Here is a 13,811-nt window from a genome sequence, read left to right as displayed (position 1 = left end):
AGGTGCCGCGTCTGGAGCGTTACTGCTGCAGGACGGACAGGACGTTGCCCGCGGGGTCGGTGAACCACGCGATCAGCGGGCCGCCGCCGCGGTGGATGCCCTTCTCGTCCTGCTCGGCGAATTCGTAGCGTTCGAAGCGCACGTTGCGGCGGTTGAGTTCATCGACGGCCGCCTCGATGTCGGGGACCGGGAAGTTCAACACGGTGAAGGTCGCGGGTGTGTGGTCCGGTTTCGGGTACACCAGGACCGTGCCTCCACCGCCGAGGTGCAGCTGGAGCATCCCATTCTCCTCGGAGACCTGTATCCCCAGCGTCTCGGCGTAGAACGTCTTGGCCGCCTCGATGTCGTCTACCGAGAATCCACTGAACGCGTTGCTGTCGGTGAGCATCCACTAGCCCCTCTCGGTCATCGCAGCCCGATGCTGCGGGCTCAGCTGAATGAGTTGAACGTAGTTGCCATCAGGGTCGATCGCGGTGGCGAACAGGCTGCCGTCTCGATCGTCGAGCTCGGCCAGCCATCGCCCGCCGAGGTCATCGATGCGACCGGCCACCGCCCGGGCGTCGTCCACATCGACGTTCAGGATCATTCGGCCCGGTTCGGGGTTCGCCGCCCCGACGTCGTCGCGGCTGTCGATCATCACGTAGAAACCGCCGAAGTCCAGCACATCGTAGCCGGGCTCGCCGGGCGTACGGTCGACCTTCGGCACGAAGACCGCCGCATACCAATCACGCAGACGGGCCGGATCGGTGCTGGACAACAACAGACTGCCGATTGTGGGTGTAGTCATACTCGGTAAGACGACACGAGGCCGACGAACTCATCGGTGCGGCGCATCCCCGACAGAGGTCCGTCCGGCTGGAACGGCTCCCCGAAACCTTGCTTCCTCCTGGTCCGGGCGCAACGAGTCCCGAACGATCACCGTCCATCGGTTTCGTTCCGCGAAATTCCGTTCTGGGGCAGAGGATTCCGGTTCGGTCGAAGCAGCGCAGATCCGTGGTCCACACTCACTTCGCACCGCAGCCGACCGGGCTGCGTGCGCGCCACCCGTTCGCGATTTTGGGAGACGACATGACCGAAGCCGTGATCCAACTGCCCACCGCTGGAGAATCCATCTTCGACACCTATGAGCGCATCCGCCACCGGGGGCAGGTGGTCCCGATCGAGTTGCCCGGCGCGGTCGCGGCCTGGCTCGCGGTCGGTCACCAGGCCGTGCGCGAAGTCCTCGCCGGCGACGGCACACTGTTCAGCAAGAACGCCCGCAACTGCCCAGCGTTGCACGATGGAACCATCCCGGCGGACTGGCCCCTACGTGCGTTGACCGATATCGATCACATGCTCAACAGGGACGGGGAGGATCACCGCCGGTTGCGCAGAACGATCGGCCAGGCGTTCACCCCCGGCCGGGTAGCCGCGCTCGAACCACGAATTCGGCAGATCACCGGCGAACTCCTCGACGACCTCCGCGATCGCGATACCGAAGTCGATCTGGTGTCCCACTTCACGACACCTCTACCGGTGCGCGTGATCTGCGAACTGTTCGGGGTGCCCGCGGCCGAACGAGCACAGATCCGGCGCTGGACCACGGCGGTCGTGTCCCACACCAGCACAGGCGACGAAACGAAAACCGCGGTGGAGGAAATGCTGGCCTACCTCGCCGAACTGCTCGACCGCAAGCGGCGCGCACCCGGTGATGACCTGACCTCGGCCCTGCTGCGGGCCAACGCCGAGAACCGTTTCAGCGACGAGGAACTGGTGCAAACGTTGTGGCTGGTCATCATCGCCGGACACGAGACGACAGTGCACCTGCTGGGCACTGCGGTCATCGCGTTGTGCACCCATCCCGAGCAACTCGCCAAGGCCCGCGCCGAGGACCGGTGGACGGATGTGGTGGAGGAGGCACTGCGTTTCCGTTCGTCAGCCTGCGTGATGTTCAACCGCTACGCGCTGCGGGATGTCAGCATCGCCGGGGTCGACATCCCCGCCGGCGCCATCGTCGGATGGTTCGCCGGGGTCGGACGGGATTTACGACGGTATCCCGACGCCGATGTCTTCGACATCGGTCACGATCACCACGACCAACTGGCTTTCGGTCACGGACCGCATTTCTGCCTCGGCGCACCGCTGGCTCGGCTGGAAACCCGAATCGCGTTGTCCGCGCTGTTCGACGCGTTCCCTCGCGTGCGCCTCGCCTGTGACCCCGCCCTGATCCCGCACAGCCCGCAGTTCATCACCAGCGGACCCCTCACTCTTCCCGTGCTGCTCGAGCCTCCCGCGAACTGACCCCGGCGCACACCCATCCCCCGACCTTTTCTCGCGCCCTGACGCGGGCCACAATCGCCAGGGCCCGGTACGACCCGTTCCCTTGCCGTCCGCGTGATCCGGAGACGAGTCGCCGGGTGCTGGTGACGGGGTCGCGGCCGCAGCGGCCATATGTTCTACGGCTCTTCGTCCGCCCGGCGCTGTTCCGCCTCGGCCTGACGTTGCTGCTCCTGCCGCCGCGCTTCGCGCCGCTGTTGTTCTGCTCGCTCCCGCAATCCTCGCAGAAACTCCTCATCGGCAGCCGGATTCTGCGGCACGTAACGACCCGGGCGATCGTACTCCGGGTATCGGCTGGTCCCCGGCCGTCCGGGCACACTCGGCGGTCGGCCCAGCACCAGCCACAGAATCGCTCCGATCGTGGGGACAAAGAGCACGATCACCAACCACAGGCCCTTGGGCAGCTGCCGGATCTCCGCTTCGGGTGCCATGATCACGTCGATCAGGCAGTAGACCCACAGCACGAGGGTGATCAAACCCACTACGGCGTATGGCATTTGGATTGTCTCCTCGCGTTCCCCACCCGGTATATCAACCCGTCATTCTCGAGCTCGGACGCCCGATCCGCAAGCCGCACGGTCGTTCTCACATCATGCCCAACGAACAGCTGGCGACCGAGGCCGATGGATTGTCGTCGGCGTTCATAGTCCCCGAGCGGCGGGCACCTACCCGATATCGACTACTCGGGCCCATGCGGGCGGTGCGTCCGGAACGTAATCGGGATCGTGTTCGCGCCACGAAGCGGCGTGCTGCCGACGGAACAGCCCCACCACTGTCCGGCACGGTGGCCGTCTGGTCGGCCAGGGTGTCTGGCCGTCGGTCAGAATCACGAGGACATCGGGCCGGGGTTGGGCTCGCAGCGCCTTGGCGATGCCCGTCCGCAAGTCCGTGCCCCCGCCGCCCACCAGCGGTATCCGCTCGGCTCGACACAGCGGGTGCACGATCCGCGCCGCCGCGTCGCACGGCAGCACGGTGACCAGGTCGCGGCGGCCGCCCACGGCGCGGGAGATGGCGGCCACTTCGAGGAGCGCGCTGCCCAGTTCGGTGTCACTGACCGACCCCGAGGTGTCGATGAGCACCGAGACCCGAGGTGGCGTTCGCCGCAGACTCGGCAGCACCACGCCGGGCACCCCTGCGGAGCGCCGGGCCGGCCGGCCATAGGTGTAGTCCTCGCCCGCACCGGCGCCGGAGAACGCCGAGCGCATGGCCGCTCCCAGCAGATCGCGCCATGGCTGAGGCGGGTGGAACGCCTCTTCCGCCCAGCGCTGCCACCCTTTGGACGCGTTGCCCGGACGGCCGATGATGCCCTGCGCCACCCGGAACCGGACGGCGTCTCGTTCCTGTTCGCTGAGGCCGTCGGCGCCGTCCGGTCCCAGCTCCCACTCGCGTTCCAATCCGTCGGCGCCGCTGCCGCAGTCGAGCCAGGCGATGCCCTGGGTATTCGGTCCGAGCCGGAATTTACGCAGGTAGTCCTCCATGAGCTCCCCTTCGGGCAGCCCCAAGGACGCGGGCGTGACAGCGTCGTCGGGCTGAGCCAGCCCGTCACCGAATGCGTCGTCGTTGATTTCGCAGTCTGCGGCGATGTTCATCCGCAGTCGTTCCGCCGGGCCGGTCAGGTCGTGTTGCCGGGCGAATCGGTCACTGCGACCGTGATGGTCGCGCAGCAGATGTGACACCTCGTGCACCCACACTCCGGCCAGGTCCTCCACCGAAGTCCGGTCCACGAACACCGGCGAAACGTAGCACCGCCAGTGCCGGTCGACGCCCATCGTCGGTACCCGGCGCGACTCGACCACGCACAGGGCGAACAGCGCGGTCGCCAAGTAGGGGCGGGCTCTGGCGGCATGCAATCGGGCGGCGAAGAGCTTGTCGCGGTCCAGCGTCCTTGGTGCGGTCGCGGTCATCGGCCTGCCTTCGCGGCGACACGGTCGGCTGCCTGATCCGCTTCCTGGGACACCGACACCACTCCGGCGAGTTGCTCGATCACCGCAGGCACGTCCCAGTGGTCCTGGCGCAGCGTGGCGAGAGTGGTTGCTGGAACGACGATCAGATCCGGGGCTCCGGTTTCCAAAGCCTTCACCAAAAGCGCCCATGCCGCATCCCAGCGGGATTTCTCCGGGCGTTTACGCACCGCCGCTACAACACCGTCGAGCACGGCTTGGCGCAGATCCCCTCGCTCGGGCAAGGCAGCGCTCGCCGGGTCGGCGAGCAGCGCCTCCGGGTCAGGGAGGTCCATCCGGTCCAGGCCGGCCAGCAGTTCGAAGCCCGGCCCATCGCCCACCGTGCCTCGGACCAGCAGGGAAAGCACCTCGCGGGATGAGCCGGCCGCGGTGGCGAAGGCGATCAGCCGCAGTGTCATCTCCCAGCTTCGAGGCGACGGCCAGGGACCGCCCCGGCGCGTCTCAGCGCTGGGGAGTTGGTGCACCAGAGCGGGACGGGCCGCGAGGAGCACACACACCGCGCGGCGTGCGAAAGCTACTGCCTCGCTCAATTTCTCCGGAGCCAGCCGCGGCAGGGTCGCGTGGGGCCAGGTCCCGCCGAGGCCGCGAACGACGACGTCGTGCTCGTGGGTCCATTGCAGGTGCACGAACCGGTTGGCCAGCGGCGGGCTCAACTCCCAGCCATCGGCCGCCGAAGATCGCGGGTTGGCCGCGGCCACGATCCGGACACCGCGCGGCAGTCGGATGTTGCCGATCCGCCGCTCCAGCACCAGACGGAGCAGGGCGGCTTGCACAGCGGGCGGCGCGGTGGACAGCTCGTCCAGGAATAGCAGTCCGCGGCCGGCCCGGACGAGTCGTACGGCCCAGTCCGGCGGAGCCATCGGGACGCCGTTTTCCGCGGGATCGTCTCCGATGATGGGCAGGCCCGAGAAGTCCGACGGCTCATGCACACTCGCGATCACCGTGGTCAGCGGAAGGTCCAGGTCGGCGGCGAGCTGGGTCAGGGCCGCGGTCTTCCCGATCCCCGGTTCACCCCACAGGAGAACCGGCAGGTCGGCGGCCACGGCCAGTGCCAGGGCTTCCAGTTGGGTGTCGGGACGTGGTTCGGTGGTTACCTCGCGCAGCAGAGTCAGCAACTCGTCGGCGACGTCGAGCTGGGAGGGGTGGGCTGAGGGGGACGTGCGGACAGCAGCAAGCATGTGTGATCACCTCGGGGGTCGAGTGGATGTGGGACGAAAGTCGCCGGGTCAGTGCGAGGCCGCGTGGCGCGGGTGCGCGCGGCGATCGCGTGGACGGCGAACCGGGGGAATGTGGCCGATTCCGGGTTCGGACAGGCCTGCTCTGAACAGTCCGTAGGTGATTCGCCGTCGTGCGGACGTTTCGAGTTCGTCGCGCAGAGCACCGTCGCGCAGTATTGCGTCGGTACCGAGCAGTCCCTCTACGATTGCCAGCGCGCCGGCGGTGTCGCCATGGTCCAAACGCTCCCGGACGCCGACAAGACAGTCCGGGCGACGATGCGCCTCATCAATAGCCCGCAGGCAAGGCAGCGGAGTGCCGGTCAGGGCGACCAGCAGTTCCTCCCGCCGGATCTCGGCCCGGTCGTGGTCCAGCGCGGACAAGACCCCGTCGACCAGTCCGATCCGGTGCTGTTCTCCCCTGCATTGCACGACGCGCGGTTGACCTGCCCGGTCCGGGAGGCAGGATGCCTCGGTCGGCGAGCAGTCGGGTACCAGTGCCGAGGCGACCAGCGGATGCAGCCGATCGGCCGCTATCGCGCCGGTGCGGATCAGTTCCAGATCAGGCAGCACCCAGGTCGCCGCGTCGGGCAGGACCGGCAGCGCGGAGACGTCGCCGATCGGGTATCCCGACGCGATCCGCACGACAGGCGGCCCGTCACCGTCGACGTCCACGTCCAGAATCAGCCGTTGCCGGGCCCCGAACCGCACGACAAAAGTACTGCTACGCCGTCCCTCTGCGTGGCGCAGGATCTCCGCCTCGGCCGCCCATCGGTCAACCGCGCAGCGGTGGACCTGCGGCACCATGGCGAGCAACTCGGAGTCGAGCATCGGGCGATCGTCCGCGGGCGGCTCGGCCCCGCACCGTGTCCCCAGCTCATCGACCCTGCGCGCATCCCACAGGTGGCGATGGAGATCCAGGCGGAAACGCCGGTTGGGACGAGGATGCGGATGGAGGCCGGCTCCGGGCCCGGTGGCGGATCCGTCCCACAGCGCGAGGCTGACTCGCTGACCGCCATCCGCCCAAGCCGGCGCGGTCCGGACGACGAGCTGCATGGGATGCGCGCCGCCGCGCTGGTCCGGTGCCACGTCGTACCGCGCCAAGGCGATGGTCAGACCTGGTCGCAACAACCCGTCCGGAGCAACCCTGGGCAGATGCCAGCGCAACAGGTCAGGAGCCAGATGGCGGAGATCGGTCCGGATTCGAGCCGCGAGTTCGTGCCCGTGGCTACGCGCCACCGACCGCAAACTGAAATCGACATCGAAGCCTGCCGCGGCGCACGCGCCTGCCCAGTCCCCCACGCGACGGCGGGCGGTAGCGGTCTCGATCATGGAGGGCGGCACGGCGAATTCACGCACACGCAGCCAGAAGGAAAAACGGGAGTCGTCCCCATTCGCGATGTGAGTGAGCATCAGCACTCACCTTGCACGAATGGAACCCCCAATCTTTGAACAGAATGAGTCGTCATCGCGTTGATCATAACGTCCCGCACCGACACCGGCCAGCCGAGGGAGCCCGGCGGCAGCTTCGCCGGGCCGCCCCCTCGTTTCGAGCTGCTGATGGATTTCTCCCAGACATGCTGTTGCAGTTGATGATCGGTGGACCGCTCAACAAAGCGGAAGCTCGTTCGGGCGGTGGGTGGCCAACGGCAGCTCTTCGTTGGAGGCCAGGGCTCCCGGCGCTCGTGGCGTGGCGGGGAAATCCATGCGGCGCCGAAATCCTCGATGTCCCTGGACATACCGCGGGCAGTCTGGCGTTGCATCTGCCACATCACCGCGTGCTGTTCACCGGTGACACACTGGCCGACGTTCACGGTGTCACCATGCCGGGCGTATTCAACCTCGACAGCACGGCGGTCGACGCAGCCGCGCATCGGTTGACCGCACTGGACGTCGATATCGTCTGCGTCGGCCACGGTGACGTACTGATGGGCGAGCCGCTGCGCGCGTGGCGGAGTCAGCGGTCGGCACGCTGACGCCCGCAGGCCACGACCGCGGACAACACCAGCTTCCTTCCGCTTGCCGACCCGTCAGCACCCTCGAGCGCCAGTCGGCGGCATGGTCGAAATGCCCCATGACGCACAGTCCGAGCCAGCGGGAGCGGAGGTGAACCCGCTGACATCCCGTCCCGCGATCACGCAGGATGCCCTGAACTGGGGATGTCAACGATGTAGGTCTACACTCGTCACACCATCGGAGATTCTGATGACGAGGGAGGCATCCGAGATGGCCGAGGTTCCGATCGATCGCCCGAGCTCTCGCTCTGGGAACCGGCGGCCCGACCGCGCCGCCACCGGCCGGGGCAACGGTCCGATCACCAGGACGACCGTGCTGTCCGCGGCGCTCGGGATCATCGATCGGGACGGTGTCGACGGGCTGTCGATGCGGCGGTTGGCCGAGGCGGTCGGGCGGGATCCGATGGTGATCTACCGGCATGTGCCGAACAAGGCGGCTGTGCTCGACGGTGTCGCCGAACTGGTGCTGGCGCAGCTGTCGGTCGATCCCGCCGCCCCGGACTGGGCGGCGCAACTGCGGGCCCTCGCCCGGGATTTCCGGCGACTGGCGCTGGCGCATCCGCAGGTGGTGCCGTTGCTGGTGACCCGGCCGTTGGCCACGCCGTTGGGGCTGCGGCCGTATGCGGTGATCCGTCCCTTGGAGGACATTCTCCAGTTGCTCACCCGTGCCGGGTTCTCGGGCGCCGACGCGCTGCACGTCTACCGTGCGGTGTTCGGCTTCCTGTACGGGCATGTTCTCAACGAGTTGCAGGAGATCGTGGAGCGTCCCGAGGAGACCGACGACGTACTACGGCTCGGCCTACATCGGCTACCGATAGCGGAGTTTCCTCTGCTGCGCGAACTCGCGCCCTTCCTGGCCGCCTACGACGGCGAAGCAGAACTCGAACGCGGCCTGGACATCCTGCTCACCGGCCTCACCGCCGCGCTGCCTGGATCAGGGTGATGGCGTGGCGCTCAGTCCGCGTCGACAGTTCCGCCTTCGGAATCCCAACATTGCTGTGCGGCAATCATTTCGCCGTTGTCGGTGAACGGGAAGCGCACTCGCAGAGTGAGTTTGGCACCGCTGACCCCGAGGACATCGACGGTGTGCGCGGGCTTGTGCAGGTAACCGTCGAGCCGGACCTGACGCCCACCGTTGGCGAGTTTGCGGGGTGGGGTGGTCCATTCATCGAGGTGATAGATCACTCGATGAATCGGGCCGATCCGGACTCCGAGTGCTGTGAGCAAATCCGGTAGCTCGCTCACGAGGTCGTTGCCGCGTGGCCGCCACACCCCGCCGGTGCCCGCTGCGTCGAACTCGAGCCGCGGGCGAGAGATGGACGGCACCGGCCGCCCCGGGGTGGTTGTGGTCAATTGTGGCGTCATGGTCGACGCTCCTATCTCGGCCGCGTGGCGGCTGGTGTCATGGTCTCGGTGAGACCACTGATCAAAATGTCGAGGCCGCGTTCGAGTTCGGCTCCGCCTTCGTAGGCGGCCAGATCCGAGGCGAGGCCGCGAAGTAAGGGAAATTCGCCGACGGGTAGGCGATACAAGCCGAGACGCAGCACGTCGTCGGTCTCTTCGGGGCGTTCGATGATTTCCTGGAGCTCGTTGAGGACGTGACCATAGAGGAATCCGAACAGCGCGCGGTAGATGTGCAGGGCGTCGGCACTGCTGAAGTCGGCCCGGGTGAGCAGGTCGAGGGTGCGTTCCAGCGGCCGCAGGATGCTGAGCGGCCGCAGCCCGAGCGGGGTGGACAGCGGGTGGGTGACCAGCAGGGGAACCACGTTCGGGTGGGCTACGGCCAGTCGGCGGAAGTCGCGGGCGATGATGCGCAGTTGACGGCGCCAGTCCGGGTCGGTGGGGTCGACGGTGAGTTGTTCGAGCACGATTTCGGCGACTCCATCGAGAAGTGCGGCTTTGTTGGCCGCGTGCCGGTAGAGCACCATCGGGTCGCGGTCGAGCGCCTGGCCGAGGCGCCGCATCGACAGGTGCTCGACACTATCGCGATCGATGATCTCGAGGGCGGCCGCCAGCATCGCGGACCGGGTCAGCGGGCTGCCCGTGTGGCCGTCGCGGGTGGCGCGGTCCGCTGAGGCGTCCGCGGACCCGCTTGGTCCGGCCTTGACACGGCTCATCGGCTCGACGCCTCCTCTCGGTCGGAACTCTGACCTGTTACCGTTGTAAGTCTACGCCGTAGACATACAATGTATCTAGCCCTTGAGCTGGGGCGACCGGTTTCGCGCAGCGGCCGGGTAGGAGATACCCGAGGAGTGAACGACTTCGGTCCTGCCGAGCGAAGTCGCCGCCTATGACCACGGACTGTCCAGGAAGCTCTTCACGCCGTTTCCGTCAACCGCCCAACAGGCGTTCCGGCGGCCGACGCTCACTTTTCCGTCGGTGGCTGCGGCCTGGAGATTATTGACACCTATGGATCGGCTACGTTCAGGCGACCTGATGTCCGTGTGGGTCGGTGGCCGGTTCAGTCCGCGAGATGCCGATGGGGCGTTCGAGTAGTGTGCTCTCGCCGACGAGGGCATCCTCGCGGACGAGCACGCCCAGAGGTGTGAAGTTCACGCCACGCCACCGGTTCTTGGCGGCGGCGGCCGTTCTGGATCAGCCCCGCGTGGCGTCTCACCTGCCTTCGAGTCCGGATCGACCTTATCCGCGCGCTCCCACTCCTTGTCCAGCTCGGTTCGCGATTCCGCCGCTACACCGCGATGCACGTGCGCCTGCTGGGCAAGCTGCTCGGCCTGCGCCGCCTTGGCCTCGGCTTCGGCTTTTGCCGCCCGGCTCTTGGCGGCAGTCTCCTTCGCCCGCGCCTCCCGCTGACCGACCTCGAGTTCTTGTTCCGCCGCGCGGCTACGAATGCCTTCGGCTTCGACCCGCCGGTGTTGGCGACGTTTGCGCATCAACACCCACACACCGGCCAAAAGCAAAATGACGACAACCGCGACGACGATCACGATCACAATGGTGGTGCTCATCTTTCGACTCCTCGCACTCTCCCCCCTCTACCCTAACGCCGATGCACTAGCCCTGAACTGGAAAAATGACCGATGGACGCTTATGCGGAACCTGCCCCGCATTCGACCTCCGGCCGGTAAAGGCGGGGCTGCGCTGACAGCGCGGCACAGCCACACAACGGATACTCTTCGATAACCGTTCAAGCGGGTTCCGGCGGAGCCTCACCCCCACTGATGCCGGGCGAGCCTCGTGCCTGACGACAATCCGTCCTCGACGTCCGCTGGCGCATCGTTGTCGGCCTCGTACGACAACTCGCCGTCCATGGCGGGCCGGCCGGGCCGGCCCAGAACAGCGTTTCGAACGATTCGCCCGCGGGACGATCCGACCTGCTGGTCGAACAGGCCGGATGCGTACACTCCCCCGGGCCTCATCGGCCGGGTTCCCAGGCCTTCCAATGTTTTCGAGCAGGCTGCTCAGTCGCGTAATGCCTTCTTGTGCAACGAATTCAGCGTCTTGGCCAGGATGCGTGAGACATGCATCTGGGAGACGCCGAGGTGCTCGGCGATCTGGGTTTGGGGTTGGAATTCGAAGAAGCGCATGAACAGCACTTCGCGTTCACGCTCGGGCAACGCGGCGATGAGAGGTTTCACCGTCAGGCAGTCCTCGATGGTGCAGTAGTCCGGTTCCACGGCGCCGAGAATGTCCAGCAACGACAGCGGCGCGTTCTCGTTGTCGTAGTCGGCGGTCGCGTTGATCGAAGAGGTCTGGTAACCGTTGTGGGCGATCATTGCCTGGGTGACATCGCCGACGCCGACGCCGAGCTGCTCGGCGATCTCGCCGGCTTTGGGCATGCGGCCCAGTCGTTGCGACAGCATGTCGCTCGTGGGCCCGAGGCTCTGCTGAATTTCCTTGATTCGCCGCGGTACTCGCAGCGCCCAGGTGAAGTCACGGAAATGGCGTCGGATCTCGCCCATGATGGTCGGTACCGCGAAAGACAGGAACGTCGCCCCGTAATCGGGGTCGAACCGGTCGACGGCGGTCACCATACCCAGCCGGGCGGTCTGCAGGAGATCATCGAAGTTCTCGCCGCGGCCGGCGTACTTGCGGGCGATGTGTTCGGCCAGTGGCAGGCATCGCCCGATCAGCACCTCCCGCAGGGTAACTCGGCGCGGGTCGTCCACATCCAGCTCGGCGAGCTGCGCGAACAGCGGTTCGAGATGGTCGTAGTCGTCGGTGCCGCGGCGTGTGTGTGGCGTCCTCGCAGGGAGAGTCCGTGTCGACTTATCGGTCATCGGTACTGCCTCGGATCCAGCTGAATCGACGGAAGGTGGACACCCGGACAACCACGGTGGTGAACGGGGTGCGCAGCGGCAACCGAGGTTGACGAAGGTCACCAGGTCGCGATACGACGCCAGGCGGGAATCGCCTCGGCCTGGCACGGGTACAGGGATGCCGGCAGCGGTAGGGCCGGGGCATCCGTCTCGGTGTCGTGTTACGGGCTGGGTTGGGGCAGATCGCAGTCGTTCACTTTGGGATTGACGCCTGCATAGTTCAGCGGGCCCGCGATGACGGTGACCGCGATGGTTGCCGCGCTGGCGCAGTTCTGGTCACGCTCGGTGAAGTATCCGCGTTGACCGGCGGCGATGACACCGATGATCAACCAGATGAGCAGAAGCAACGGCACTAAACGGCGCATCATGCACCTCCACTGGATTCCGGCGGGTCGGGCACAGCGCTTGCCTGACCGCGGCATCGAGTTCGTTTGTCGCGGATCGACGTTGTCTTGATCGTGTTGTGATCAGCGCAGTGTCGCATCGTGTTCTCCTTGCATCGCTTGCCGCGTAGGCGAATCTCGGCGCAGCCGGAACTCGGCCCGGCTACCGCGGAACGTGGGCCATTTTTCGGCCGCTGCCCGGCGGCATTTGCCGGACGCACCGGCGGCGGTGCCGGAGTGTCCGGGTCGAGCGAAGGTGCCTCGTGAGTCGAAGGGCTGCTGCCCGCCGCGGGCTGAACCGACCGGTCCGAGGTCGTAGTGTCGGCGTCGCGTCCGCGGCGGTGTTCGCCGGACGTCGAGTGGTGACGCTCGAGCCGACTTGCAGATGCCTCGACTCGGCCGGCCTGACAGTGATGATCATGGCGATCCTCGAAGCCTTGAGCCGGATCGGTGGGTCCCTTCAGTAGACGCCGTCCGGACCGTTATGTCAACAGTGTAGGTCTACACTTGGTATCTACGGTGCTTTCGTCGCGGTCTGCATGCCGAGCACGCGCCGGAGGAACCGCGCTATCCACCACCCCGCGCCGGGTGACACCTCGCCGAATTCTGCTGCGGCGGAGGCGATCCTGAGATCGGCGGTGAGGATCATCGTCGCGCCGATACCGGCGGCGGGGCCGTTCACGGTGGCGATGAGCGGTTTGCGGCGCTCATACATGCGCAGGACCATCGCCGCATATCGGGTGGTCTGGGCCCCTGGATGTGGTACCGGGCGCGATTGCGAGGTTCCGGGGGCCTGGGTGGGCTGAGGGCGCCTCGCCGAGATCACCTTGCGCTGGAGGCGGAACCTCCGTGGCGGCCCATACAGGACTGAGCGTCTGTGAGCCGATGTGGTCATCGCGAGAGAGCCGCACCCGATGTACCCGATCGGTACTATCGCAATTTCGGTGAACTTGGCGAATAGGGGGTGCTCATGGTCACAACGGTGCGCCAAATCGTGTGGGATGTCGTAGGAAGCAAGGTGCCGGAAGAGCGGTGGCTACTGGAAAATCTGGATTCCTTGGACGATGAGCAGGTGAGCCGATCGCTGCGCCGCGCCGGTGCGCGATGGCGGGGGCCGGTGCGTTTCGGGCTTGCCGATGTCGCGCCGTTCGTGCTGCCGCTGGTCTGGATGGTGGTCGAGCAACTTTCCGACCATGCGACCGGAAAGGCGGTCGATGCCGCCACGACCAGGATCAGCACTCGTGTGCGCGCCATGGTCGGCAGGCGGCGAGCGGCCGATCCGGTTGTGGCTCCGGTGGATTCGGAGACGCTGCGGCGCGTGCGGAGCCAGGTCGTCGATGGCGCGGTCGCGCGGGGATTCGACAACGCCCGGGCCGAGGAACTGGCCGAGGAGGTCGTCGCCCGGCTCCGGGCGATCGAACCGGATATCGGACAGTGACCAGGAACGCCGACAGTGCGCGGCGGCATCGCGGCTTTCTCTCCTGGGGCACTCGCCGCCGTTGCGTACTACTGCTGGCGGTGATCCCTGCGTGGTCGCTCATACTGTCCAGCCGGATGCTGCTGGCCTTGCGGGGCGATGCCGCGTACCGACGCTGTCTGGACGCGGCCGGATTCGATCCGGCCGACCCATGGGACGTCGAGATGC

Annotated in this window: 18 protein-coding genes; 4 read left to right on the top strand and 14 right to left on the bottom strand. The window is 66.8% G+C overall.

The features are described from left to right. Window positions 1–19: 19 nt before the first annotated feature. Together LTT66_RS30875 and LTT66_RS30870 are read right to left on the bottom strand one after the other, a co-directional pair. The gene (locus LTT66_RS30875) at window positions 20–388 is read right to left on the bottom strand and encodes a VOC family protein (RefSeq protein WP_233062061.1); all 369 of its coding nucleotides are present in this window, start codon (window positions 386–388) and stop codon (window positions 20–22) included. A 3-nt stretch (window positions 389–391) separates the two neighbouring features. Continuing rightward, window positions 392–787 carry a VOC family protein gene (locus LTT66_RS30870; protein ID WP_233062060.1) on the bottom strand — a complete coding sequence of 132 codons (396 nt, stop codon included), beginning with the start codon at window positions 785–787 and terminating at the stop codon, window positions 392–394. Window positions 788–1,068: 281 nt separating this feature from the next. On the opposite strand from LTT66_RS30870, the gene LTT66_RS30865 reads away from it, so the two are divergent. Next, entirely contained in the window at window positions 1,069–2,280 is a 1,212-nt protein-coding gene (locus tag LTT66_RS30865) for a cytochrome P450 family protein (RefSeq protein WP_233062059.1), read from the top strand. 155 nt (window positions 2,281–2,435) lie between these two features. Here the strand turns inward: LTT66_RS30865 and LTT66_RS30860 are convergent, their stop codons facing one another. The 5 genes from LTT66_RS30860 to LTT66_RS30840 all read right to left on the bottom strand — a co-directional run bounded on the left by LTT66_RS30860 (window position 2,436) and on the right by LTT66_RS30840 (window position 7,305). After that, window positions 2,436–2,813 (bottom strand): PLDc N-terminal domain-containing protein, encoded by a 378-nt coding sequence (locus LTT66_RS30860; protein WP_233062058.1) that lies wholly within the window; start codon window positions 2,811–2,813, stop codon window positions 2,436–2,438. Between the two features lie 168 nt (window positions 2,814–2,981). After that, entirely contained in the window at window positions 2,982–4,220 is a 1,239-nt protein-coding gene (locus LTT66_RS30855; protein WP_233062057.1) for a vWA domain-containing protein, read from the bottom strand. After that, complete coding sequence (locus LTT66_RS30850; RefSeq protein WP_233062056.1) at window positions 4,217–5,455, bottom strand: AAA family ATPase; 1,239 nt, start codon at window positions 5,453–5,455, stop codon at window positions 4,217–4,219. The genes LTT66_RS30855 and LTT66_RS30850 overlap by 4 nt, the downstream gene beginning before the upstream one ends. 48 nt (window positions 5,456–5,503) lie before the next feature. Next, on the bottom strand, window positions 5,504–6,904 hold the full coding sequence (locus tag LTT66_RS30845; RefSeq protein WP_233062055.1) for a hypothetical protein: 1,401 nt from the start codon (window positions 6,902–6,904) through the stop codon (window positions 5,504–5,506). Then, window positions 6,904–7,305 (bottom strand): hypothetical protein, encoded by a 402-nt coding sequence (locus LTT66_RS30840; protein ID WP_233062054.1) that lies wholly within the window; start codon window positions 7,303–7,305, stop codon window positions 6,904–6,906. The genes LTT66_RS30845 and LTT66_RS30840 overlap by 1 nt, the downstream gene beginning before the upstream one ends. Here LTT66_RS30840 and LTT66_RS30835 point away from each other — a divergent pair. Next, entirely contained in the window at window positions 7,270–7,467 is a 198-nt protein-coding gene (locus LTT66_RS30835; protein ID WP_332909698.1) for an MBL fold metallo-hydrolase, read from the top strand. The two genes, LTT66_RS30840 and LTT66_RS30835, sit on opposite strands and share 36 nt — an antisense overlap. Window positions 7,468–7,717: 250 nt before the next feature. After that, window positions 7,718–8,449: a TetR/AcrR family transcriptional regulator C-terminal domain-containing protein gene (locus LTT66_RS30830; protein WP_408638876.1), complete on the top strand. Its 732-nt coding sequence runs from the start codon at window positions 7,718–7,720 to the stop codon at window positions 8,447–8,449. 11 nt (window positions 8,450–8,460) lie between these two features. On the opposite strand, the gene LTT66_RS30825 is transcribed toward LTT66_RS30830, so the two are convergent. The 7 genes from LTT66_RS30825 to LTT66_RS30800 form a co-directional block, all read right to left on the bottom strand. After that, the gene (locus tag LTT66_RS30825; RefSeq protein WP_233062051.1) at window positions 8,461–8,871 is read right to left on the bottom strand and encodes a DUF5994 family protein; all 411 of its coding nucleotides are present in this window, start codon (window positions 8,869–8,871) and stop codon (window positions 8,461–8,463) included. Window positions 8,872–8,882: 11 nt separating this feature from the next. After that, the gene (locus LTT66_RS30820; protein ID WP_233062050.1) at window positions 8,883–9,623 is read right to left on the bottom strand and encodes a TetR/AcrR family transcriptional regulator C-terminal domain-containing protein; all 741 of its coding nucleotides are present in this window, start codon (window positions 9,621–9,623) and stop codon (window positions 8,883–8,885) included. A gap of 307 nt (window positions 9,624–9,930) precedes the next feature. Next, on the bottom strand, window positions 9,931–10,062 hold the full coding sequence (locus tag LTT66_RS37155) for a hypothetical protein (protein WP_269821979.1): 132 nt from the start codon (window positions 10,060–10,062) through the stop codon (window positions 9,931–9,933). Beyond that, window positions 10,059–10,472: a hypothetical protein gene (locus tag LTT66_RS30815; protein WP_233062049.1), complete on the bottom strand. Its 414-nt coding sequence runs from the start codon at window positions 10,470–10,472 to the stop codon at window positions 10,059–10,061. The genes LTT66_RS37155 and LTT66_RS30815 overlap by 4 nt, the downstream gene beginning before the upstream one ends. A 453-nt stretch (window positions 10,473–10,925) precedes the next feature. Then, entirely contained in the window at window positions 10,926–11,744 is an 819-nt protein-coding gene (locus tag LTT66_RS30810; protein WP_233062048.1) for an RNA polymerase sigma factor SigF, read from the bottom strand. A gap of 200 nt (window positions 11,745–11,944) precedes the next feature. After that, window positions 11,945–12,148, bottom strand: a complete 204-nt coding sequence (locus LTT66_RS30805; RefSeq protein WP_063052552.1) for a hypothetical protein — start codon at window positions 12,146–12,148, stop codon at window positions 11,945–11,947. 532 nt (window positions 12,149–12,680) lie between these two features. Further along, entirely contained in the window at window positions 12,681–12,881 is a 201-nt protein-coding gene (locus tag LTT66_RS30800) for an enoyl-CoA hydratase-related protein (protein WP_332909650.1), read from the bottom strand. A gap of 255 nt (window positions 12,882–13,136) precedes the next feature. Between LTT66_RS30800 and LTT66_RS30795 the strand changes: the two genes are divergently transcribed. Then, the gene (locus LTT66_RS30795; RefSeq protein WP_233062047.1) at window positions 13,137–13,604 is read left to right on the top strand and encodes a hypothetical protein; all 468 of its coding nucleotides are present in this window, start codon (window positions 13,137–13,139) and stop codon (window positions 13,602–13,604) included. The last annotated feature ends 207 nt before the right edge of the window (window positions 13,605–13,811 follow it).

The sequence above is a fragment of the Nocardia gipuzkoensis genome (assembly GCF_021183645.1).
GTDB classification, from domain to species: Bacteria; Actinomycetota; Actinomycetes; order Mycobacteriales; family Mycobacteriaceae; genus Nocardia; species Nocardia abscessus.
The sequence above is the reverse complement of the archived record's forward strand: the minus strand, read 5'-3'. Positions and strand labels throughout refer to the sequence as shown.